The sequence below is a fragment of the Paenarthrobacter sp. NPDC018779 genome (assembly GCF_044391085.1).
Lineage (GTDB): Bacteria > Actinomycetota > Actinomycetes > Actinomycetales > Micrococcaceae > Arthrobacter.
In genome coordinates, this window is record NZ_JBIRZS010000008.1 from 1 (window position 1) to 19,746 (window position 19,746).

Annotated in this window: 27 protein-coding genes; 10 read left to right on the top strand and 17 right to left on the bottom strand. The window is 63.8% G+C overall.

All coding sequences use genetic code 11. From position 1 onward, the window contains the following. The first annotated feature begins 373 nt into the window (after positions 1–373). The 3 genes from ACH488_RS10640 to ACH488_RS10650 all read left to right on the top strand — a co-directional run bounded on the left by ACH488_RS10640 (position 374) and on the right by ACH488_RS10650 (position 3,827). A complete protein-coding gene (locus tag ACH488_RS10640) occupies positions 374–1,135 on the top strand; it encodes a DUF5134 domain-containing protein (RefSeq protein ID WP_397324088.1) in 762 nt (253 codons plus the stop codon). Between the two features lie 182 nt (positions 1,136–1,317). After that, on the top strand, positions 1,318–2,805 hold the full coding sequence (locus ACH488_RS10645; RefSeq protein WP_397324089.1) for a glyceraldehyde-3-phosphate dehydrogenase: 1,488 nt from the start codon (positions 1,318–1,320) through the stop codon (positions 2,803–2,805). Next, positions 2,802–3,827 (top strand): ATP-dependent 6-phosphofructokinase, encoded by a 1,026-nt coding sequence (locus tag ACH488_RS10650; RefSeq protein ID WP_397324090.1) that lies wholly within the window; start codon positions 2,802–2,804, stop codon positions 3,825–3,827. The genes ACH488_RS10645 and ACH488_RS10650 overlap by 4 nt, the downstream gene beginning before the upstream one ends. Here ACH488_RS10650 and ACH488_RS10655 read toward each other — a convergent pair. The 11 genes from ACH488_RS10655 to ACH488_RS10705 form a co-directional block, all read right to left on the bottom strand. Beyond that, entirely contained in the window at positions 3,824–4,144 is a 321-nt protein-coding gene (locus ACH488_RS10655; protein ID WP_397324091.1) for a hypothetical protein, read from the bottom strand. The genes ACH488_RS10650 and ACH488_RS10655 overlap by 4 nt on opposite strands. Continuing rightward, complete coding sequence (locus tag ACH488_RS10660) at positions 4,141–4,749, bottom strand: Asp23/Gls24 family envelope stress response protein (protein ID WP_397324093.1); 609 nt, start codon at positions 4,747–4,749, stop codon at positions 4,141–4,143. The genes ACH488_RS10655 and ACH488_RS10660 overlap by 4 nt, the downstream gene beginning before the upstream one ends. Next, positions 4,740–5,315, bottom strand: coding sequence for an RNA polymerase sigma factor (locus ACH488_RS10665; RefSeq protein WP_397324094.1), 576 nt, complete (start codon positions 5,313–5,315; stop codon positions 4,740–4,742). The genes ACH488_RS10660 and ACH488_RS10665 overlap by 10 nt, the downstream gene beginning before the upstream one ends. Positions 5,316–5,378: 63 nt before the next feature. After that, positions 5,379–5,984: a hypothetical protein gene (locus ACH488_RS10670; RefSeq protein WP_397324095.1), complete on the bottom strand. Its 606-nt coding sequence runs from the start codon at positions 5,982–5,984 to the stop codon at positions 5,379–5,381. After that, positions 5,981–6,562 carry a hypothetical protein gene (locus ACH488_RS10675; protein WP_397324096.1) on the bottom strand — a complete coding sequence of 194 codons (582 nt, stop codon included), beginning with the start codon at positions 6,560–6,562 and terminating at the stop codon, positions 5,981–5,983. The genes ACH488_RS10670 and ACH488_RS10675 overlap by 4 nt, the downstream gene beginning before the upstream one ends. After that, positions 6,559–6,918, bottom strand: coding sequence for a hypothetical protein (locus tag ACH488_RS10680; RefSeq protein ID WP_397324097.1), 360 nt, complete (start codon positions 6,916–6,918; stop codon positions 6,559–6,561). The genes ACH488_RS10675 and ACH488_RS10680 overlap by 4 nt, the downstream gene beginning before the upstream one ends. Continuing rightward, positions 6,915–7,106 (bottom strand): DUF2273 domain-containing protein, encoded by a 192-nt coding sequence (locus ACH488_RS10685; protein WP_397324098.1) that lies wholly within the window; start codon positions 7,104–7,106, stop codon positions 6,915–6,917. The genes ACH488_RS10680 and ACH488_RS10685 overlap by 4 nt, the downstream gene beginning before the upstream one ends. Continuing rightward, positions 7,103–7,576: an Asp23/Gls24 family envelope stress response protein gene (locus ACH488_RS10690; RefSeq protein ID WP_397324099.1), complete on the bottom strand. Its 474-nt coding sequence runs from the start codon at positions 7,574–7,576 to the stop codon at positions 7,103–7,105. Before ACH488_RS10690 ends, ACH488_RS10685 begins: the two co-directional genes overlap by 4 nt. A 125-nt stretch (positions 7,577–7,701) precedes the next feature. Continuing rightward, positions 7,702–8,106, bottom strand: coding sequence for a rhodanese-like domain-containing protein (locus tag ACH488_RS10695; protein WP_397324100.1), 405 nt, complete (start codon positions 8,104–8,106; stop codon positions 7,702–7,704). 139 nt (positions 8,107–8,245) lie between these two features. After that, entirely contained in the window at positions 8,246–8,395 is a 150-nt protein-coding gene (locus tag ACH488_RS10700) for a hypothetical protein (protein ID WP_397324101.1), read from the bottom strand. A gap of 144 nt (positions 8,396–8,539) precedes the next feature. Next, on the bottom strand, positions 8,540–9,001 hold the full coding sequence (locus tag ACH488_RS10705) for a GNAT family N-acetyltransferase (protein WP_397324102.1): 462 nt from the start codon (positions 8,999–9,001) through the stop codon (positions 8,540–8,542). A 126-nt stretch (positions 9,002–9,127) separates the two neighbouring features. On the opposite strand from ACH488_RS10705, the gene ACH488_RS10710 reads away from it, so the two are divergent. Genes ACH488_RS10710 through ACH488_RS10720 form a run of 3 tightly spaced genes read left to right on the top strand, consistent with a single transcriptional unit; the run spans position 9,128 to position 12,112 of the window. Next, a complete protein-coding gene (locus ACH488_RS10710) occupies positions 9,128–9,493 on the top strand; it encodes a metal-sensitive transcriptional regulator (RefSeq protein ID WP_397324104.1) in 366 nt (121 codons plus the stop codon). 49 nt (positions 9,494–9,542) lie between these two features. Beyond that, on the top strand, positions 9,543–9,776 hold the full coding sequence (locus ACH488_RS10715) for a heavy-metal-associated domain-containing protein (RefSeq protein WP_397324105.1): 234 nt from the start codon (positions 9,543–9,545) through the stop codon (positions 9,774–9,776). An 8-nt stretch (positions 9,777–9,784) separates the two neighbouring features. Continuing rightward, a complete protein-coding gene (locus ACH488_RS10720; RefSeq protein ID WP_397324106.1) occupies positions 9,785–12,112 on the top strand; it encodes a heavy metal translocating P-type ATPase in 2,328 nt (775 codons plus the stop codon). Positions 12,113–12,150: 38 nt separating this feature from the next. On the opposite strand, the gene ACH488_RS10725 is transcribed toward ACH488_RS10720, so the two are convergent. Next, positions 12,151–12,423 (bottom strand): DUF2277 domain-containing protein, encoded by a 273-nt coding sequence (locus ACH488_RS10725; protein ID WP_397324107.1) that lies wholly within the window; start codon positions 12,421–12,423, stop codon positions 12,151–12,153. A gap of 157 nt (positions 12,424–12,580) precedes the next feature. Between ACH488_RS10725 and ACH488_RS10730 the strand changes: the two genes are divergently transcribed. Beyond that, positions 12,581–12,844: a WXG100 family type VII secretion target gene (locus tag ACH488_RS10730; RefSeq protein WP_397324108.1), complete on the top strand. Its 264-nt coding sequence runs from the start codon at positions 12,581–12,583 to the stop codon at positions 12,842–12,844. Positions 12,845–12,963: 119 nt separating this feature from the next. Here ACH488_RS10730 and ACH488_RS10735 read toward each other — a convergent pair whose 3' ends face one another. After that, positions 12,964–13,995 carry an EamA family transporter gene (locus ACH488_RS10735; protein WP_397324110.1) on the bottom strand — a complete coding sequence of 344 codons (1,032 nt, stop codon included), beginning with the start codon at positions 13,993–13,995 and terminating at the stop codon, positions 12,964–12,966. A gap of 89 nt (positions 13,996–14,084) precedes the next feature. Between ACH488_RS10735 and ACH488_RS10740 the strand changes: the two genes are divergently transcribed. Next, entirely contained in the window at positions 14,085–14,633 is a 549-nt protein-coding gene (locus tag ACH488_RS10740; protein ID WP_397324111.1) for a CGNR zinc finger domain-containing protein, read from the top strand. Between the two features lie 50 nt (positions 14,634–14,683). On the opposite strand, the gene ACH488_RS10745 is transcribed toward ACH488_RS10740, so the two are convergent. The 3 genes from ACH488_RS10745 to ACH488_RS10755 form a co-directional block, all read right to left on the bottom strand. Further along, positions 14,684–15,031 carry a hypothetical protein gene (locus ACH488_RS10745; protein ID WP_397324113.1) on the bottom strand — a complete coding sequence of 116 codons (348 nt, stop codon included), beginning with the start codon at positions 15,029–15,031 and terminating at the stop codon, positions 14,684–14,686. Positions 15,032–15,105: 74 nt separating this feature from the next. After that, entirely contained in the window at positions 15,106–15,678 is a 573-nt protein-coding gene (locus tag ACH488_RS10750) for a hypothetical protein (RefSeq protein WP_397324114.1), read from the bottom strand. A gap of 9 nt (positions 15,679–15,687) precedes the next feature. Beyond that, complete coding sequence (locus tag ACH488_RS10755) at positions 15,688–17,028, bottom strand: MATE family efflux transporter (protein WP_397324115.1); 1,341 nt, start codon at positions 17,026–17,028, stop codon at positions 15,688–15,690. Positions 17,029–17,071: 43 nt separating this feature from the next. Between ACH488_RS10755 and ACH488_RS10760 the strand changes: the two genes are divergently transcribed. Further along, the gene (locus tag ACH488_RS10760) at positions 17,072–17,641 is read left to right on the top strand and encodes an antibiotic biosynthesis monooxygenase (protein WP_397324116.1); all 570 of its coding nucleotides are present in this window, start codon (positions 17,072–17,074) and stop codon (positions 17,639–17,641) included. Positions 17,642–17,739: 98 nt separating this feature from the next. Next, entirely contained in the window at positions 17,740–18,174 is a 435-nt protein-coding gene (locus ACH488_RS10765; protein ID WP_397324117.1) for a DoxX family protein, read from the top strand. Positions 18,175–18,355: 181 nt separating this feature from the next. Here ACH488_RS10765 and aztD read toward each other — a convergent pair whose 3' ends face one another. Continuing rightward, positions 18,356–19,642 carry a zinc metallochaperone AztD gene (gene aztD, locus ACH488_RS10770; RefSeq protein ID WP_397324118.1) on the bottom strand — a complete coding sequence of 429 codons (1,287 nt, stop codon included), beginning with the start codon at positions 19,640–19,642 and terminating at the stop codon, positions 18,356–18,358. Positions 19,643–19,746 lie beyond the last annotated feature (104 nt).

Below are 19,746 nucleotides of genomic sequence, written 5' to 3' on the forward strand. Positions count from 1 at the left end.
CCCCGCCAAAACATCGGCTTCATGCTCGAACCCCACGGCTTCTTCAACCAAAACCCCACCCTCAACCTCCCCACCACCACCAGCACCACCCAAACAGGTGACAGCGACACCTGCTGCCACAACGGGAAATAGAGGAACCCCAGGGAACCCTAAGAAGCCACTGTGATCCGCGGGAGCACCACTACAACGGTGCTCCCGCGGCCTCACAAGGGTCCAAAACCCGGGCCGGTGCAAACCTGCCTTCCACCCCGGTTCCCGGTGCGGCCTCCAGCAGTACCGGGAACCGAACCTTTCCCTAAAAAGACTTCGGTCCCCGGTGCTGTTGCTAGCCGCATCGGGGACCGAATCCACTTAACTTCGTATTGAGAGCGTGATGAGTGTGTTCGCTATCCCTGCCATGACCTGGGCGTTGACCGTGGTGCTGCTGGCCAGCGGAACCTGGCACACCATCCAAACCCTCCGCCCCGCCCACACCGGTCACCCTGGCCGAGCGGGCCGAGCGGGCCAAGGTACCCAACTGGGTCGCATTAGTGCGCGTTTTCAGCACTCAAAACGCGCACAACTGCGACCCAGTTGGGCCGACCGGACCAACCAGGGCCTGCACGCCCTCATGCACCTGCTCATGGCAGCCATGCTCTGGAACGCCGCCCCCGCAACCACCCTCGTCCAAATCCTCATCCTGGCCGCCGCCGCGCTCTGGTTCACCATCCAAGCCGTCGCCCGCCCCCACTACCGCACCTTCTGCTCAGGCACCACCGGCCGACTCAAATGCACCTACCACGCCGCCACCATGGCAGCAGCAGCCATCATGATCGCCATGATGACCAACCACACCACCACCAACACCCAAGCAACAACGGGCAGCACCCCCGCAACAGCAGCCCACACCCACCACGCCACCACCACAGGAACCGGCACCGGCACCGCATCGGTCTTCCAGAACACCCCCGCCCTGGCCACCCTCCTCACCATCGCCTTCGCCGCAGCAGCCACCACCTTCCTCATCCTCCTCCTACGCCACCGCACCCAAACCACCCACACCCACCACCACCCCACAAACACCCGCACCGAACACGGCCTCGAAGCCGCCGGCGCCACCACCATGGCCCTCATGTTCGCCACCATGACCGCATAAACCCACCACCACCCAAACCACCGGCCGGCACCACGCAGCGCCCACCCTAAAGAGTGGTTAAAACCATCCCGAATTAGCGTTTCCGGAACCTGGTCCGGGACGGACGATGGATGCTAAGCCCCTGAAGCATCCCGGAGGCTGGAAGCAAAACCTACCGACCCCTCTTCTGGAAAGGCAGTCCGATGCAAACCTCAGATACGTGTCTTGCAACGTGGATGGGCCGGGAGGCCCTTGCTGAAGCGATGATTCCGGTGATTGGCCGGCTCTACCGCGAAAACAACGTGGTGACCAGCATCCACGGCCGCAGCCTGGTGAACAAGTCCACCATGAGCATCCTCAAGGCCCACCGCTTTGCCCGCCGGATCAGCAAGGAAGAGCTCCTCCTCGAAGAGACTGCTCCCCTCCTCAATGCCCTTGCGGAATTGCAGCTCGGCTCGGCAGCCATAGACATCGCCCGCCTGAACCAGAAGTACAAGGAGAAGGGCAACGGAGCCTCCCTTGGGGACTTCCTTCGGACCGAACTGGCTGGAGTGGTCGGCAAGCGGGGCACCAACGCCGGCGCCAGCACCGACGTCGTACTTTATGGTTTTGGCCGCATTGGGCGTCTGCTGACGCGCATCCTCGTGGAGCAGGCCGGTGGCGGCCATGGCCTGCGGCTCCGTGCGATCGTTGTCCGCAAGGGCGCGGACAACGATCTCACCAAGCGCGCCAGCCTGCTTCGCCGCGACTCCGTCCACGGCTCTTTCGAAGGATCCATCAAGGTGGACGGCGAGGCCAACACCATCACCGCCAACGGCGTCCGGATCCAGGTGATCTATTCGGACGATCCGGCCACCATCGACTACACCGCGTATGGCATCAAGGACGCGCTGGTCGTGGACAACACCGGTCGCTGGCGGGATGCCGAAGGGCTCTCGCAGCACCTGCTCAGCAAGGGCGCGGCCCGGGTCCTGCTGACCGCGCCGGGCAAGGGCGATCTTAAGAACATCGTGCACGGCATCAACCACGGTGACATCACTGACCAGGACCGGATTGTCACCGCCGCATCCTGCACCACGAATGCCATCACCCCGATCCTGCAGGCGATCAACGACAAGTACGGTGTCATCCACGGACACGTGGAAACCGTGCACTCGTTCACCAATGACCAGAACCTCATTGACAACTTCCACAAGGGCGACCGTCGTGGCCGGTCTGCAGCCCTGAACATGGTGATCACCGAGACGGGCGCCGCCAAGGCCGTGGCCAAGGCTCTCCCCGAACTGCAGGGCAAGCTCACGGGCAGCTCCATCCGGGTTCCGACGCCTGACGTTTCCATGGCCATCCTGAACCTGAACCTTGAACGCGGCACCACCAAGGACGAGGTCAATACGTATCTGCGCGAGATGGCCCTCCATTCTGACCTGCGGCAGCAGATCGATTACATGGATTCGCCGGAAGTGGTCTCCACCGATTTTGTCGGCTCCCGCCACACGGGCATCGTCGATGGCCTGGCCACCATTTCCACTGACAAGAACCTGGTCCTCTACGTCTGGTACGACAACGAGTTCGGCTACAGCTGCCAGGTGGTCCGTGTCATGGAGGAGATGGCGGGCGTGAACCGGCCGTCGTTCCCTGCGGCGAATGTGGTGGAAGAAGCCATGTCGGTGCTGGCGGCTGTGGGCTCATGAAGATTGGAATCCTGACCAGCGGTGGCGACTGCCCCGGATTGAATGCAGTGATCCGGGGCGCGGTCCTCAAGGGCATCGCCATCCAAGGGCACGAATTCGTGGGATTCCGCGACGGCTGGCGCGGTGTGGTGGAGGGGGATGTCATTGATATCCCCCGTGCCATGGTCCGGGGGATCGCCAAGCAAGGCGGCACCATCCTGGGCACCTCGCGCACCAATCCGTTCGAAAACGGCGGCGGACCGGATGTCATCAAGGCCCACATGGAGCGGCTGGGCATCGACGCGATCATCGCGATCGGCGGCGAGGGCACCCTCGCCGCAGCGAAGCGCCTCACGGACGCCGGACTGAAGATCGTTGGCGTGCCCAAGACCGTGGACAACGATCTCGACGCCACCGATTACAGCTTTGGTTTCGATACCGCCGTGCACATCGCCACCGAAGCCATGGACCGGCTGCGGACCACCGGCGAGTCCCACCACCGCTGCATGATCGCGGAGGTCATGGGCCGCCACGTCGGCTGGATCGCCCTGCACGCAGGCATGGCCGCTGGCGCGCATGCCATCCTGATTCCCGAGCAGAAGGTCAGCGTGGAGCAGATCGGCCAATGGGTCAAGGAGGCCCACGCCCGTGGCCGCGCACCGCTGGTGGTGGTGGCCGAAGGCTTCGTTCCTGACCATCTTGAAACCCCGCACTCCGAGCGCGGGCTGGACACGTTCGGCCGTCCCCGGATGGGCGGCATCGCGGACCAGCTCGCCCCGGAGATCGAGGCCCTGACCGGGATCGAAACCAGGACCACCATCCTGGGCCACATCCAGCGCGGCGGCGTCCCCTCCGCGTTCGACCGCGTCCTGGCCACCCGTTTGGGCATGGCCGCCGTGCATTCCGTAGTGGAAGGCCGCTGGGGATCCATGGTCGCCTTGAAGGGCACGGACATCCGCCAGGTTGGCTTCGATGAGGCCCTCGGCAAACTCAAGGTGGTGCCTCAGCACCGCTATGAGGAGGCTGCGGTGCTGTTCGGCTAGCCCTCGATCTTCACCACGGAAACCTCGACGACGGCAGCTGGCTCCTGGAGGCAGCTCCTGATTGCTTCGGCTACTTTCCGGGCCACGGCCGGAGCGGGGTGGCTCGCCCCAACACCGATACGTACTTTGACGGAGACCCCGTCCGGATTCTCCGAAAGGCCCACCAACGGCTGGGCCTCCCCCGTCACTGCCTGGATGGCAGCACCGGCAAGTGATTGCCACAACGGCCGTGCGGGGAAGAGCGCGCTGACGCCATCCACAGCCTGGACAACCTGCGTCAGTTCCTCGGCGAGCGCACGTGCCACTGGTTCCGTCATGACTGCTCCTCGCGCGGGTTCCCGAAATCCGGGCCTGGGTCCAGGACGTCCGTGATGGTCACGTCGATCCCGGTGATGTTCATTTCGGTCTGTGTCCGCAGAGTCTCTGCCAGGGCTTCGCGGACCTGGGTTGCCCGTTCCTCCAGGTGGTGGCCGTACACCACCGCGATGTCCACGGTGACGGTGATTCCGGCCCCCGTATCCGTGACGTCGCCCAGGAGGTGGCACTTCCCTGCGGCCGTGCCCGGGATGGCGTCCACTACAGAGCGGATGAGTGCGGTCACCGCACCTTCTGTCTCCGACAGGACATCCGCCGGGTTGTCCGAAGGCAGGGGGATGGTCCGGCCGGGCCGAAGCTCCAGGCGCAGGTTGGACAAGATGGACTGCATCCAGTCGTCGGTGCCGGAGCCTGCCTCGGCTATGTCCGCATGCACCAGTTCTCCTGCGAAGCCGGACAAGCGGCGGAGGGTGGCCAAACCTGCTTGGCATTCCGGGCACGTCTCCAGGTGTCCTGGATCGCTGAAAGCGCCGGTGTCCAGGTAGGCGCTCAGCTCCGCCAGGGAATGGCCGCATTCCAGGGTGTCGGGGGACGTGTTCATCGCCATTCCTCCATTCTGCGTGCAAGGGTGACGCGTGCCCGGGCGAGCCGGCCACGGACGCTGGCAGGGCTGATGTTCAAGGTCTCGGCGATCTCCTCGTAGCTTTGGTCGTTGAACTCCTTGAGCACCCAACATCGCCGTTGTTCCTCGGGCAAGGCGGCGAGGGCTGCTTTCAGGGCTTCCACCCCGGAGCCGTTGAGAGCTGCCGGCTCCGGATCCTGCGGGCTGAGCCGGGGTGCCTGGGGCTCCGACGTTTCCAAGGGTGCGTGGTTCCTGCGCTTGCGCAGGTAGTCCACGCCTCGACTGCCGACGATCCTAAGCAGCCAACTCCTCACCGTGGACGGGTCCCGCAGGTTTTCCAGTTGCTTCCATGCCTGGACCAACGATTCCTGGACCACGTCGTCAGCGTCGGCCCAGGATCCGGTCAGTCGGCGGGCGCTGGCGCGCATCAGTGGTCCATGCCTGCGGGCCAAGGCCTCAAAAGCTGCCGTGTCACCATCGGCGGCCCGACCGGCAAGAATGGCGTCCGGAACCAGGTCCAACGGATGCTGGGCCCGTTGTGCATCTGTCACGCAACTCCTTCCCTCCCTGGCTTCCGCGAAGCCCGGGGAGGCTTCCCGATAACCTTTGAAACGTCATGTGGTCCGCCGGCTTTTGGCCAGGCTGCTCCTGTTACCGTTGGTGATTCGCACCAGCACCGGCATCGGATGGCCCATCCAGGCGTCGATTTCCTTGACCAACTCCTCGGCTGTGTCCGCTAGTTCCCGCGGAGATGCTCCTTGCCGGGCTTCGATCGCCAACCGCAGCATGGTTCCACGCCGCGATTCCCAAGCCGTTACCGACGTGGCGAGTACTTGCCTGTGGTCCGCGAGTGCTTCCTGGACTGCGAGCGAAACCAGGCCGGAGTCAATGACCGTGGTTCCGTCAATACCGTCCGATTGCCTGCCCATCACCGGGGTATGTCCACCGCCTTGGCGCGAAATCCATGCCATGCACAGAGCGGCGCAGAAGAGCAGCGCTGCGATCCCTGCCACCAGCCACCAACTACGGAGAGGTCCGGCCAGCGGCGCGGACTCCAGGAGCTGGCGTGCCTGCTCGGTGGCGCGGGTGCCCGTTGAGGTCCACGTTGTTGCAGCGGAGGGCAATTGGCCTGCCGCGAAAACCACCGCTCCCAGAATCACCAGGAGCAGCCCCAGAACGCCCAGGACCAACCTGTTCAGTGCCCTGTTCGTGTTCCTCATTGGCCAACCACCCCTTCGTCCACTATGCACACCGATGACGAAACCCGCCGCTTCAGTCCCAAGGCGGCCAGTTCGCCGTCGACCGCTGCTTTCAGTACCTCCGCTTCGAGTGGAACGCCCGACGTCGGACGCACCACCACCCGCACTGAACGGGCGCCTACGGTGGTGGTCACCTGTCCGGGCGCGAGTCCCGCTTCCAGCCGGCACCGCCGGGACAAAGCCGCCGCAATGAGTTGGTCGTCGACGACGATGGCGCTGCGGTCGCTGCCGAGGGACCGCCGGGCTTTCCGCCCGGGGGCTGCAGCAGCAACCAGGACCAGCACGCCCAGCAGTGCAACCCCAACCCCGGACGCCCCCAAGGCGCCCGGGATGGTTGTTGCGGGGAGCTGGACCAACCAGTCCCCCACCCGGGGAGGATCAGCCAGCAAGGGCCGGTCCTTCAGAATCCACAGGACCGTTTCTGCCACGGCCCAGAGAAACGCCAGCGCGAGCAGCGTTGCCACGACGATGGAGACCAGCGCCCTGGATGAATGGGTTTCCCTGCGCAGCATCCTCTTGATGGTTCGGACGTGACTCATTGAACCCTTCCTTCCGGCCTCGGGGCACGCTTGGCGGCCGTGAGCCTGATGTCCACCCTGCCCAGCCGCATCCCGGTGAGGGCGAAGCCCCGAACCGCGATGGCCGTCCGTGCGCGCTGGGCCTGCTCGAAGACCGTGGGACCTCCCTGCAGGGCCCGAAGCGGTGGCGCTGCCAACTTCACTGTCACTTTCACGCCCAAGAGGCCGCGGTCATCCTCCAGTTCCGCGCCCACAGCACCGGGGCTGACGTGGAATGCCTGTGCCGTAACGGCCTCCAGGGTTTTGCGGAGCGCCGCGTGGGTGATCCTGGTGTGGCCTGCGCGTACGCCGGTCACAGTCCCGGTCCCGCCGCTCATGATGAGGAGCGTTTGCCGCGCAGCGCGTCCAGTACTCCGGCGAGGTCAAGCCTTCCCTCCGCCGCCCGGCCCACGGCAGCGCCCACTGCCATGAACAGGACCGTGACCAGGAAACCCCAGAAGCCGAAGGACAAGGCCACCACTGCCAGGACGGCGCCGACCGCCAGGCCGGTTACCGTGGGGCTCACGCGACCCTCGGCTCATGGTCGGCGCCATCCGAGTCGTCGTCGCTCGGCACGTGGATGTCCGTAATGGTGACGTTGACCTCGGTGACTTCCATGCCCACCAGGTCCTCGATTGCGGTGTATACGGCGTCCCGCGCGTTGTCCGCCACTTCCTGGAGGGGATGCGGGTATTCCACAACAAGTGTGACGTCTACTGCCACTTGCGTTTGGCCGACCTCTACGCTGACGCCCTGCGTCAGGTCCTTCTGGCCGACCTTCTCGCGCAGAGTGCCGATCGCACGGGCTGCGCCGCCACCCAGGGCGTGGACGCCGTCGATCTCCTGGATGGCGATGCCTGCGATCTTGGCTACTACGCCGTCAGCAACGGTGGTGAGCCCGCGGCCGTCCTTGCCTTTGAACTGGGGTGCTTTGGCAGCGGACTCCTTGCCGTTCTTGGCGGGGACGTCTGCCGGGGTGTGCGTCTGGATGGTCATGGCACTTCACTCCTCGTGTTCGTGGGCGCCTGATTGCGCCGTTACAAGGAAGACGAGACTGGGGACCGGATCCTCACGCTCAGATTTATGTGATGTGCATCACTATTGACGTACGACGGCGATACTCACCCGGCATGGGCCGTCACCAAGGGATCGGGGTACTCCGCGCGAAGGCCGGCCGCCGTTTCCACGGGGAGTCCGTTCCTGATCCAGTACTCGATGCCGCCGATCATTTCCTTCACCGAATATCCCAACTCCGCGAAGGCGAGCGCTGCAAACGTACTGCCATTGCACCCCGGGCCCCAGGAGTACACCACCACCTGCGATCCGGGCGGGACCAGGCGGCCTGCGAGCTCGGGAATCTGTGCGGTTGGAAGATGTACCGCTCCGGGAATATGTCCGTGGTCCCACGATGACTGCCGGCGGGTGTCCACCACCACCAGGGACCCCGGCTCGGCGCCGACCACGTCCATGACATCGATTTCGAGTTCCAACTTGGCCCGGAAGTACGCTGCCGGATCAACGCTCATGCCAGCCTCGCCAACTTGGCCGAAGCCCGACGCGAGCCCAGCTTGGCGGAGATCCGGCGCCGGCATATGGCCCCTAATACGGCACGCCACAGTGAAAGGTCCGTGATGGTTTTGTCCGTCAAAGGAGGTTTTCCTGGATCTAATCGAAGTAGCCGCCGAACTCACGAACGTTCTCGGCCGGCACCACAAAGCCTGCGCATCCAAACAGCGGCCGGGTGTTGAACTTCGAATTGGAGTCCGCAACGCATGGTCCGCTGTGGCCGAACCCGCCCAAGTAGGCGATGAGCATTCAATGATGCCATAGCCGGCTGGCAAAGAAGCACGAAGCCCGCGGGGGGCGAGCTTCGGAGGTAGCGCGCAATCCGCCATGGAACCCGGCATCGGAAATAGCTTTAGAGAACACTCCCAGCTACTTAGGCCCTCCACTTGCACGTCAGCTGGCGAGAGGTTTCACCAGAATCAGGGTAGGCCCGTCCCAGTCGATGCGATTGAACTCTTGCAGCGGCAAGAAGCCTGAGCGACGATAAAAAGCTCTCGTCTGGGCGTAGGCTTCATCGTCGGAAGACGGCCCGACGGTGTGGACTTGAAGTAGCTCACAACCATCAGTTATGAGTGTCTTTTCGACCGCCGAGACGAGAGCCGCTCCAATGCCGACACCCCGATGATTGGCGTGGACGGCGATGAGTGCCAGCTCTGCGGACTCCGGAAAGTGGCGATCCACGAGTGCAACCCCAACGACTTCGGCATGAAGCACGGCAAGATATGAGTCCCGCCGCGAAGCGCAATCAACGTAGTTGAGGATGGCGTCTTCGAAACCGAACCAGCTGGGTAAAGATCGCAAGATTCGATCCACGGCGTCAGGGTCGCGACGACGTTCAATCTCGAGTGTGGACATCAAATGAGTACATCACACGCCTGAAAAGGGACGGACGAGCATCAGGCCTCCCGGAGAAGCGGCACGTTACAGTGATACCCCCTGGGGGTACTTGCGATATACCCCCTATGGGTATAGTTTGGGTTCATGAGCACGGTAGACCTGAACCACGGGAACCCGAACCTGCCGACCGTCGAGGTTGAGCTGGAGACGGCAACTCCGCACGGCTATACCAGCAACAAAGACGCCTACCTCCGCCGCCTCAAACGGATTGAAGGCCAAGTCCGTGGCATTGCCCGGATGGTCGAGGAGGACAAGTACTGCATCGACATCCTCACGCAGGTGGCCGCTGCCACCAAGGCGCTGCACGCCGTGAGCCTGGGCCTCGTCGAAGAGCACATCGGCCACTGCGTCGTCGGTGCCGCCTCCGAGCCGGATCCGGATGCACGCGCCGAACAGATCGACGCCAAAGTGAAGGAGGCCACCGATGCCATCGGGCGCCTGCTGCGGTAACCCCTCAAGCACACACCACGCCATTCAACTCACCACCAAGGAGCGCATCATGAGTCAAACCATCACCACCAACGTCAACGTTTCGGGCATGACGTGCGGGCATTGCATCTCCAGCGTGAGTGAAGAGCTGGAGGCCCTCAGCGGCGTCGAAGAGGTCTCGGTAGACCTCAACCCCGGCGGCTTGTCCACCGTGACCATCACTTCCACCAGCGAGCTCTCGCCGTCCGAAATTGGCGAGGCTGTCGCAGAAGCCGGCTACGTGGTGGTAGCCAACGAAGCCTAGGAGTTCCTTTGACCAACCAGGAGATCTTCAACCAGCCCGAAACCCGGGTGGTTGAACTCGACATCGAGGGCATGACCTGTGCCTCATGTGTCAATCGAGTGGAACGGAAACTCGGCAAGCTTGAAGGCGTCGAGGCCACCGTCAACCTTCCCCTGGAATCAGCCCATGTCACCGTCCCGTCGACCGTCACGGATCAACAACTCGTAGACACGGTCAACGCCACGGGCTACAAGGCCACCGTCCGCCAACCCCCTGCCCCGCATGCCCATCACCACACCGGGCACCCGGATGACGGCGCCAGCGAGTCCTCGCACGCCGAACACGAAACCCATGCCGAACACGAGAACCACATGGACCATGGGCCTGCCGCCTCGATTCTGCGGCCGCGCCTGTACTTGGCAGCCGTCCTTACGGTCCCCGTTTTCGCCATCTCGATGATTCCCGCCCTCCAGTTCCCCAACTGGGGCTGGGTGGCCGCCGCGCTGGCGTTGCCGGTGGTGAGCTGGGCTGCGTGGCCGTTCCATAAAGCAGCAGCCATCAATGCACGGCATTTCGCGTCCACCATGGACACGCTGGTCTCCATCGGCGTGATCGCGGCCTACGCCTACTCTGCCTGGCAGTTGGTGGCAGATCCACGGATGACCGAGCATCCCGGCATGGAAGGCATGTCAGGCGGGCTCTACTTCGAAGTCGCCGCTGTGGTCACCACGTTCCTTCTCTTGGGCCGCTACCTCGAGGCAAATGCGAAGGCGAAGGCCGGGAACGCCCTGAAGGCCCTGCTGAACCTCGGCGCGAAGGACGCCACTGTCCTGGTGGACGGACGGGAGCAGAAGATACCTGCCGACCAGCTGTTGGTTGACGACGTCTTTGTCGTCCGCCCGGGGGAGAAGATCGCCACCGACGGCATGGTCACGGACGGCGCCTCCGCCGTCGATGCTTCCCTTGTCACCGGGGAGTCAGTACCTGTGGAGGTGGGCCCCGGCAGCCAAGTAACCGGCGCAACCATCAACACCTCCGGCCGCCTGCTCGTACGCGCCACCCGTGTCGGCGCGGACACCACGCTTGCCCAGATGGGTCGCTTGGTCAGCCAAGCCCAGACCGGCAAGGCACCCATCGCCCGGTTGGCTGACCGGATCAGCGCGGTCTTCGTGCCAATAGTCCTGCTCATCGCGTTCATCACCTTCGTGCTGTGGCTGTTCTTCTCCGGCGACCTCAATGCATCGTTCACGGCAGCAGTGGCCGTTCTGGTGATCGCCTGCCCCTGTGCGCTCGGCCTGGCCACACCCGTAGGACTGCTCACGGGCACCGGTCGCGGCGCGCAGCTCGGCATCCTGATCAAGGGTCCGCAGGTCCTCGAGGACACACGGCACGTCGATACCATCCTCTTGGACAAGACCGGCACGGTCACCAGCGGCAAACTCGCCGTGGACCACACGGCGGCACTCAACGGACATGACTCACAGGATGTCCTCACTCTTGCCGGCGCCGTCGAGGCCGCGTCTGAGCACCCCATCGCCCACGCCATTGCGGGGGCGGCGATGGATGCATTGCCCGACGTCGGCAACCTGCCATCCGTGGCCAACTTCAGCTCGGCACCGGGCGGCGGAGTCCGGGGTACGGTCGCGCTGCACGGCACAGCCATGACCGTCGTGGTGGGTCGTTCCGGTTGGCTTGAGGAAAACGGAGTAACCCTGGAGGCCTCGCACAGGGCTACCCTCAGGGAACAGGAAAATGGCGGAGCGACAGCCATCTGGGTTGCCGTTGACGGACGGCTTGCTGGAATCGTCAGCTTGCGCGACACTATCAAGCCCGGTTCGACCGAAGCCATAAGGAAGCTGAAGGAACTCGGCATTCGCCCCATGCTCCTGACGGGAGACAATGCCGCCGTCGCCGCCCAGGTGGCTGCCGCCGTCGGAATTTCACCTGAGGACGTCTTCGCCGGAGTCTTGCCCGAAGGCAAGGTTGACGCGGTACGGAAGCTGCAGGAGAAGGGTGCGACTGTTGCCATGGCGGGCGATGGCGTCAATGACGCAGCTGCCCTGGCGCAATCCGATCTCGGGATTGCCATGGGGTCGGGCACGGACGTAGCCATCGAAGCCTCGGACCTGACCGTGATGGGTAGCGACTTGAACCAATTGGTCCAAGCGATCGAGCTGTCCCGCAAGACGCTGTCCACCATCAAGACCAACTTGTTCTGGGCCTTCTTCTACAACGCGATCGGAATCCCGGTGGCCGCACTGGGACTCCTGAACCCGATGATCGCGGGCGCGGCGATGGCTGCGAGCTCGGTGCTGGTTGTCGCCAACTCGCTGAGGCTCCGGTCCTTCGGCAAGTAACCCCAACTGACAGCTACTTTGAGATACCGAGGCTTGAACTAGGCCGTTCCGAACCGCACGGCCGACCTTGCCCGGGCCTTGGCGGCTTCCTCTTCACGGTTCTTCGCGGGAGCATGGCTCACCAGCGAATCGAGCAAGTGTTGCGTGATGTGGGCGATCTCGTGCACCGCCTCCGCGAAAGCTTCCTCATTGGCCTTGGATGGCTTGGTGGCTCCGCTGATCTTGCGCACGTACTGCAGCGCGGCGGCCTCCACTTCGGCGGACGTGGCACGGGGTTCGAAGTTATGAAGGGTCCTGATATTGCGGCACATAACCCCATGCTAACTATGGGCAGTCCTCCATGGGGAGGGGTGCCCATCGACGGTCCTTGGATTCCCGGGATAGGTTTTAGTCATGGATCTTCCGGATGAGCCGGAGGCCGCTGGGGATGCCGAAGAGCTCGGGTCCGAAAAAAGAAGGAGATATCTCATGGCTATTTGGGGTGCAGACGTTGATCAGCTTCGCCAGCTCGGTAACAAGCTGAAGGCCGGTGCCGAGACCATCGAGCAGCAGCGCTCTCAGCTGAAGGGTGCCCTGGACGGCACCGACTGGAAGGGCCCGGACGCTGACAAGTTCCGCAGCGAGTGGGACAGCCACCACGCTTCCAGCCTCAAGAAGGTTGCTGACGCTCTTCGCGACGCCGGTTCACGCGCTACGAAGAACGCTGAGCAGCAGCAGCAGGCTTCCAACTAAGACAGTTGGAAAAGGCCCGGACGCTACGGCGTCCGGGCCTTTCGCCTTTAACTCCGCTGTGGGGCCCGCTTTGCGTCCCATCCCCCAAGAATGGAACACAGAGCGGGCCCCACAACGCGTCAGTTGCGGCGCACCTCGGCGACCGGCACCTCAGCGACCGGCCCCGAAGGGACTGGTTCGACGTCGTTCGCGTGATCCAAAACCCGGGCGGCAGCGGTATCCGCACTTCGACGGTCGCCGCGCAGTTCGTCGACGCGCACCAGGACCACGCCCCCGACGATCAGCACGCCACCCATCAACTGGATCGGGCCGGGCAACTCTCCGAGCAGCAGCCAGGCCCACAGGACGGCGAACAACACTTCGGTCAGCGAAACGAACGAGGCCACCTTGGACCCGAGGCTTCGCGCGGCCATGATTCCCGAGACATAGGCGAGGACCGTCGCCAGGATGATCAGTCCGGCAGCCGAAACCCACCATGGCGTTGTCCAGGGCCCCAGCGACGTGTTGGCCGTGCTGAACGTCATCGGCAACAGGCCTATGGCGCCAACCAACCACATGACGGCTGCGCCAACCACCAAGCCACCGGAGGCGAGGACGAGTGGCGGGAGGGTGTCGTTCTCTTTGGCCGTAATGAAAAAGTAGATCACCAAGCACACGGCCGCAGCCATTCCCCAGAGCACGCCGATGAAGTCCACTTTGACTGAGCCAGTCAGGTCCAGAACCAGCACCAGACCGCCCAATGACAGCAAAGCGCCAAGGGAAGTCAGTGCCCGCGGCCTGCGGCGGCTTGAGATCCACAGCCACAATACGATCATCACCGGCGCCAGGTACTCCAGCAGCAACGCGACACCCACGGACAACCGCGCCACCGCATTGAAGTAGAAGAGCTGGCAGCCAGCTACGCCAATGAGGCCGAAGAGCAGGATAGTGAGCCAGTTGTCCTTAAGTTGGTGCCAGCGCCCGCGAAGAACCACGACGGCGGGAATCGCCAAGATGAGCGCGGCACCAGTCAGGCGCACGGCAACCGCTGCACCCGGTGACCACCCGGTTTCGAGCATCGACTTCGCAAACGCGCCGGAAGTACCGAAGACTGCCGAGGAAATCACGGCGATGCCGAGTCCCGATGCCAGGAATCCTTTTGCATCAGCCATCGTCTTTGTTGCTGACACAGCAGCCTCCTGTCAGGAGTAAAGTGGGCTTATGGTCATGACAGTACCCCCGAATGATGTAAGGAGTCAAAGTGCTTTTTGCGCCTGACACCGAGGTGGCGCTCCGCAGCGTCGTCAATCTGATCAACACCGCGGCCAATGGCGACGAATCGTTGGCAACCATGGACGAGCTCGACGCTTTCCTCGACACCGAAGGTTTTTCAGGCTCGCGAACCAAGACCGCCACAGAACTGCGCAGCGTCAAACGGCTGCGCAGCGAACTGGCCGCCTTGTGGACCGCCGATGCGGACACTGCTGCGAAGTCCGTGAACAAGCTCCTCGCCGACGCCAAGGCACTCCCCCAACTGGCCAAGCACGACCAATGGGATTGGCACCTCCACGCCACCACGCCCGAAGCTCCGCTGGCCGACCGCATGGGCACGGAAGCCGCCATGGCCATCATCGACGTGATCCGCAGCAAGGAAATGGACCGGATGCGCGTGTGTGCCGCGGAAGACTGCGACGCCGTGGTCCTGGACCTCAGCCGCAACCGCTCCAAGCTCTATTGCGACACCGGCAACTGCGCCAACCGTGCGCACGTGGCAGCGTACCGGGCCAGGAAAGCCGCCGAAGGCGAGTAGCCCGCGGAAACAAAAAGCGCTCCCCCACCCGAGTGGAGAAGCGCTGGAAGCTAGTGCCCGCCGTCGTGCTTTTCAGGCTCGTCAGGCGAGTCCGGCGACGCGTGTCCTCCGTGCGGACGCTTGGAACTGAGGTTGACGCCGGAGCCCTTTCCGAGGTGTTCGGCATTTTCCTTGTAGCTCATGGACAGCATGGCCGCGACCACGAGGCTCACGATGAACGCGATACCCGCGCCGGTAAAAGCGAGATCGAAGCGGGGCGTGTGCGCGCTGCCGCCGGAAGCGAAAATCAGCACGGCAATAAAGGCCAGGACAGCAAAGAATGCGGAGAAAACGAGCGGTCCCTTGACCGAGGTCCGCATCTTGCGCGGTTCTCCTGGTGTCTGGTCTGCCACGGTCATTCCTCCAATGATGGCGGGCCTGTTCGGCTCCCCGCCGGTTGCAAAAGTTCTACAACGAGTAGAACGTCCAACTACTAGTTTACGGCCTCGGGCGAAGCGCCCGGCACAGACGCCGGGGAAGCGGTCCGGGCATCGTGACGCAAGGTCAGGCCGGACAGTATCCACAACACTCCGGTAATGATGGCCCCGCCGCCGGCAACGCCCAGCAGGGCGTGCGCGCCAAGCGAAATGAAGAACGGCAGCGCGATCGCCGTACCCACAGCGATCACCCCGGAAATGAGCCAATCCCGCGCGAGCCCGTCCCGCTTCATCACACCGCGGGTCAGCTCGGAAGCGCCCAGGACCAGCAGTGCCACAATCGCCGAGAGCGCCACTCCGGCGTCCGATTGGGTCACCAGCGCGGCAACTCCTGCCAGCGCGATCACCACCGGAACAAACACAGGCAACGCGCGCCACATCCACACGGCCGCAGCGGTCGCAACGAGATAGAGGCCCGCGGCCCAGGCAAGAACCTCAACCGAGGGGCTGCTCCAGAATGCCGTGACCACCCCAAACACGAGCGCCACGGCAGCACGGATCAGCACGGGTTTCCAGGGATCGGCCACGGCGGCAGAAGGAGTCTGGGCGGAATCAGCTGGGAGAGTCACGCATACAGTTTAGTGCGAACCCAGCACCATCCACCGATCGGTCCGGGCGCGCAGCCCGAGCGTCACCCCGCGCGCCAGCATGTAGCCCAGCGCAAACGCGAGCCACAACCACACCAGCCCCGCCGCGCCGTCGGGCCTGGCCAGGTGCACGGCCGCCAAAAGCGGCAGGTAGACAGCAAGATTTACGACGCCGGCGATCGCCAAGTAGCGTGCGTCGCCGGCGCCGATGAGGACTCCGTCCAGGACGAATACGTAACCGGCCAGCGGCTGGCCTACCGCCAACACCCACAGTGCAACGGTCAGCGCAGCATGCACACCGGCGTCCGACGTGAAAATGTAGCCGGCCCACGGAGCCGCCACGGCCAGCAGGACTCCTGTGATGACGCCGAATCCGAGGCCCCACCGGACCATGGTGCGGGTCAGTTCGCGGGCACGCCCCGCATTCCTGGCACCGAGCTCCTTACCGATCAAAGCCTGGGCCGCAATGGCCAGCGCATCCAAGGCGAAGGCGAGGAAAGAGAAAATGGTCATGGCCAACTGGTGTGCGGCCAGGTTCACGGCGCCTTGTGCGGTGACCACCACAACGGTCGCCAGGATGGCCAACCGCAGGCTGAGTGTCCTGAGCATGAGCCACGAACCCACCTTGGTCATGGCCCGGATCCCGTGCCAGTCCGGCTTGAGCGAAACGCCATGGCTCCGCGCATTGCGGCTGACCATCACCAGATACACGGCGGCCATGGCCCATTGCGCAATGCTGGTACCGATCCCTGAACCGGCCACGGACAAGTGCAAGCCGTACACAAGGAACCAGTTCAGGGCGATGTTGAGGGCAAATCCTGCGGTGGCCACCAGCAACGGGGTCCGGGTATCCTGCAGGCCCCTGAGGACTCCCGTGCCGGCAAAGATCAAAAGCATCGCGGCCAACCCGGGCATGGACCAACGGAGGTAATCCACGGCGAAGCCCTGCACGTCACCGCTTGCGCCCATGAAGCCAACCAGCGGCTCGGCGAAGACAAAGCCAAGGACGGCGAGGGCCACGCCCAACAGGAGAGCCAGCCACACGCCGTCGCGCCCGGCTGCCAAAGCCTTGCCAAGTTTGCCGTCACCGATCGCGCGGGCTACTGCCGGCGTCGTCGAGTATGCCAGGAAGACCATCAACCCAACTGCGGTGTGCAGGACGGTTGACGCGAGCCCCACGCCGGCGAGCTGGTCCACGCCAAGGTGCCCCACGATCGCCGAGTCGGCCAGCAGGAACAGTGGTTCGGCAATGAGCGCACCGAAGGCGGGCACGGCGAGCCGCAGAATCTCGCGAGCGTTCGAACGGGCGGGGGCGGTTGTGGTTTCAGGCACTAAACAAGGGTAGTCCGACTACTTGCGGGGTATGTTTGGGGCCGTGTCACACGAGCAACCCATCACAGTTTCCGTTGCCCGCACCATCCTCCCCGGGTACATCCGGCAGGCCAATGCCTGGGCCCATGCCGGCCAGGAACTCGCCCGCGAATGGCCGGGCTACTTGGGCTCAGGATGGGTCCGCAATGGCGCCGGTTCCCACGAATGGCACATGCTGTACCGTTTCGCGGACGCCTCGTGCCTGCAGGATTGGGAACAATCGGAGGAGCGCCGGTGGTGGATCGACAGCGCGAGGGACATGATGGAAACCACCCGCGTGGAACGGCATACCGGCATCGAAGGCTGGTTTTCGCAGCCGGGCGACGTTTCGGTTGTCGTTCCGGAAACCGTTGTGCCGCCTCGCTGGAAGCAAGCCGTGAGCATCTTCCTGCCCTTTTTTCCGCTGAGCCTCCTGGCCAACTTCCTGCTCCATCCCTTAACGCAGGATTGGCCGCTGGTGCTGCAGGTTCTCGTCACGATCGTGATCCTCACGCCACTCATGACGTACATCTTCCTGCCGATCACCACCCGGCTGCTGCAGCCTTGGTTGCAGGCAAAACCACGACGGCGGTAACCGGAACCTACCGCTGGGCGCTTTGGCGGAACCGAGAGAAACGTCACGAATCGTCGCGATTAGTTGACTCTTCAACTTATCTTCGGAAGGGTTGAGGCATGAACAAGTCCACCTTGACCACCACAGCCCTGACCATCCTGCGCGTCATTGCAGGATTCCTCTTCGCCGCGCACGGTTGGCAGAAGTTCAACGAATTCACCATTGCCGGTACGCAAGCCTCGTTCGCCCAGATGGGAGTCCCGGGCGCGTCCGTCGTCGCCCCGATCGTCGCCACACTCGAACTCGTGGGCGGAATCGCCCTCATCCTGGGCCTGCTGACGCGTGTATTCGGCTCCCTCCTTGCCGTCGACATGCTCGGCGCCCTGTTCCTGGTACATGCTCCGGCAGGCATATTCGCGGCCAACGGCGGATACGAGCTCGTTCTCCTCTTCGCAGGCGCCGCACTGGCCCTGGCCTTGGCCGGCGCCGGCCGGATCTCCGCGGACAACGCACTCTTCGGCCGCCAGGGATCCAAGCTCCGCGTCCTCGCCTAACCCACCCCCGGACGCTCTCTCACCAAACGCCCCCAAATCCCGGACGCTCTCTCACCGAACGCCCCATAAACCCGAACGCTCTCTCGCTTTCTTGAAAGGAGTGAGTGAGCATCGGGAAATAACGGGCGGTAGGTGAGAGAGCGTCGGGAAATAAGGGGCGGTAGGTGAGAGAGCGTCGGGGTTAGCCTTCGACGCCCGTCAGTTCATTCGGCACGTGCTCAAGCTGCACCGACTTCCCCACCTCACCCGTCTTCAGGTCCACCGCATGAATGGTGCGGGTTGCAGGTTCGGTGACGAACGCCGTCGAACCCTGTACGAACAGCGTGGGCCGCGGGTCCTGCCACGTCTCCGACTCCTCCCATGCGGACACCACGGGAATGGTCTTCTCCACCACGCCCGTCAGCGGATCAATGATGCGGAGGCCGCCGTCTGTGCCCAAGACCAAGGCTTCACCCGAGGGACCGCGGCCCAAGGACCGGAACGAGTAGCTGGTGCCAAGGTCCACCAACTGCAGCTTGGCCGTCTCCGTGTTGACGAGTGAGATCCGCGTGGGACGCTCCAGCTTGGCGGCCTTGTCCACCTTGTAGTCACCGAGGATCACGGGCGACTTCTCCGAGCCCGCCTGGTTTCCCATGCGTCCATAGGCATCCGGGCTGGCAACCTTGGTGATGGCACCATCCTTGTAGATCAGCATTCCGTTGGTGCAACCCACCACCACCGCCTCGTCGGCAGCCACGGCCTCTCCATGCACGCCGGGGCATTCTTCATTGCGGAGCACTTCCTGCCGGTCCTGGCCCTTCCCCGCAGAAAGCACGGCGATGCCCGTCCTGCTCTCCTCGGTGCCAAGCGTCACCAGCAGCTTGCCGTCCTCAAGTTCCACGGCCACCCCATGATGGGCTTCCGGCGTGGTGTACACGTCGGTCGCGGGGAGCGTCGTGGCCTTGGCAAGATCGGCGGAGGCGAAGCTCTCCACCTTTCCGGAACCGTCGCTGAAGAGGACCGTCTTGCCCGCATGCCTGACCACGTGGCCGGCCTTGTTGGCCTCAAAGGCAAGCTCAGTCAACCGGGGATCGGCCGTATATGAGTGGCTATGGTCTCCATGCGGTTCGGTCCACGCACCAAGGTCGAAGACCCGGAAGGCATCACCCGTGGAGATGAGCACATGGCGGCCATCTCCGGCGGGATTTACGCGGTTGAAGCCCTCGAGCAGCACATCGCCACCCACCGCTTCGAGTGACTTTGCGTCCAGAACCGCAACGCCGCCGTCGTACGTGTACACGAGGCGGGGCGTTGGTGCGCCTGCCTCCTTGGTGGAAGCCGTACTCGGCGACGGATTGGATGCGGCCTGGTTTCCGGGCGCGGCACACGCGCTCAGCAAAAGGGCGGAAAGCCCGACGGCGGCAAGCGCCCGGGTGGGCCGGCTGGGGCTCCGCGGGGACAGGGAGAGTGAGGGTGCTTTTTGTGACATGGCTTAAATGATATTGATTCTCATTATGAGGGCAAATTGAGTTGTCACAGTCGACGGCTGCCACTCACCGGTGGAACACGCCCGACACAAGAGGTGATCCAGCG